Raw genomic sequence first — 1,627 nt, forward strand, 5'->3', positions numbered from 1 at the left:
CCATGCGAAACCTCCATCTGCTGACGCAGACCTTCTCGCAGGACGGCCAACTCTCAGGAACACATCAAATCAATGGGGTATGGCCGTCGCATACGATGAACCTAGCTTTTGGCCCAACAGGGGTGTCCGACTTTTTAATGGAGTAGACTGCGAGAGCAAATGACGAGCGACGCTTCACGCACGAGCACGAGACGAATAGTTTTGCCCGCTTCTGCTTCAGAAATAGAGCGATTTGCGAGAGCCGTGAATGTCCGCAATCCGCCCGGCCGACAGGTGAGGCGATCCGATGCGGGTACAAAACGAATGTCCATTTTGGGCTGAGAGCGGACTTGCGGCGGCGCAGCGCCGGAAGCGTGTGCTCACAGTCGGCAGACGTCACTCCCGGCGGAAAGCGGACTTTCGCTGCGTGAACCATGTTTGAGCAAGATTTTCTCAGAAGCAGACATTGATGACCCGACCAATGGCCTGCTGCCGATTTCGGTTTGGTGATCGATACCTAACTTGCTCGCAATGAAAATGCGTCCCTAAAAACCCAGCGCTGTCCCGAGTCTCTCGAAAACTAAAAAGCTGCTCAACGGATTGAAGCAAGTGCAGCCAGCCCCGCTCCGAGCTCGGCACGGAGGCGTGGTTCTATTGAACAAATCATCTCAACAGAAGCTTCCAGTGCAGCTGCGTCACCTTTACTCACATTGAAACATAGCTCTTTAAGCCAGCTGCCCAGAAACTCTCTCCATGCATCGAACTCTTCAAACGCGCCAGCCGCAACCAAACAAACGATTACTTCCTCACTGTATCGCCTCTCAACACTGAGTTCATCTCGATGTGAGCGTGCCACGGCCCTCACACTTCTCGCGAGGCCTTGACTTCGCAAGCGGCTTGCAACCTCCGCAAGGCCATGAACAAACGAGAACTTTTCCGCATCACCCATATTTTCTGCAAAACGAAAATTGCTTGCCCTTATCAATTCTACGGCTTTTTCGGCTTTTTCATTCCCAACCCGAAAGAGACCAGTGGCGTTTATCAGCACAGTGACGCTTTTTGCTGTTAACACACCACACGATAGGCTTTCATCCAGTGCGTCTTCCAATTCCTTGGGAATTGGGTTTCGAAGCGATGAGTCAGATCCTTCAAGTGGGCCAGGAAAGGAGCTCTTTAGTGTCCGTGTCCGATTGAAACTGCTTTCAGAGTTCTGTGGGTCGAGGGTGTGACGAAGCGGTCCGTCAGGCAGCCCCCGCGACACGCTCCCCACGGCATTATACAACCTACCAAGAAGCTCCTGTTTTAGTTGATAGGGATCGGCATAGTCGGGGAGCCAACGAGGTTCAGAACGCAAATCTATTAGGTTCTGGAGATAGAAACGTTGCCCGTGCTTTTCCATGGACCACGCAGAAAAATGTTCAACATCAACTCTGTTCTCGGCTTCCCTCGCCAACAAGGCTGCGTGCGAAAAGGTAGCCAGGCGTCTTCGAAAGGTAGGCCAGTGCTTAAGAACACGTGTTCTGCTTATCTCGCTTTCAACAAGCACAATGAAGCCCACATTTCCCAAGTAAGGCGCTGATTTCGCTGTCCTGACCATTATATTTCCTATATAAAACATGGTGTTGAAGGCTGCGAGGGGCGCGTTTCA

1 protein-coding gene is annotated in these 1,627 nt (G+C 51.9%); it reads right to left on the reverse strand.

Annotation, left to right across the window (positions count from 1 at the left end; all coding sequences use genetic code 11):
• Positions 1–571: 571 nt before the first annotated feature.
• A complete protein-coding gene (locus BM225_RS21490; RefSeq protein WP_092465542.1) occupies positions 572–1,576 on the reverse strand; it encodes a hypothetical protein in 1,005 nt (334 codons plus the stop codon).
• Positions 1,577–1,627: the final 51 nt, after the last annotated feature.

Origin of the sequence: Donghicola eburneus, assembly GCF_900115865.1 — a bacterium.
GTDB lineage: Bacteria > Pseudomonadota > Alphaproteobacteria > Rhodobacterales > Rhodobacteraceae > Donghicola > Donghicola eburneus.

Coding starts and splice junctions, on each gene's coding strand:
- BM225_RS21490 (WP_092465542.1), bottom strand. CDS start 1,576: ATGGTCAGGACAGCGAAATCAGCGCCTTACTTGGGAAATGTGGGCTTC.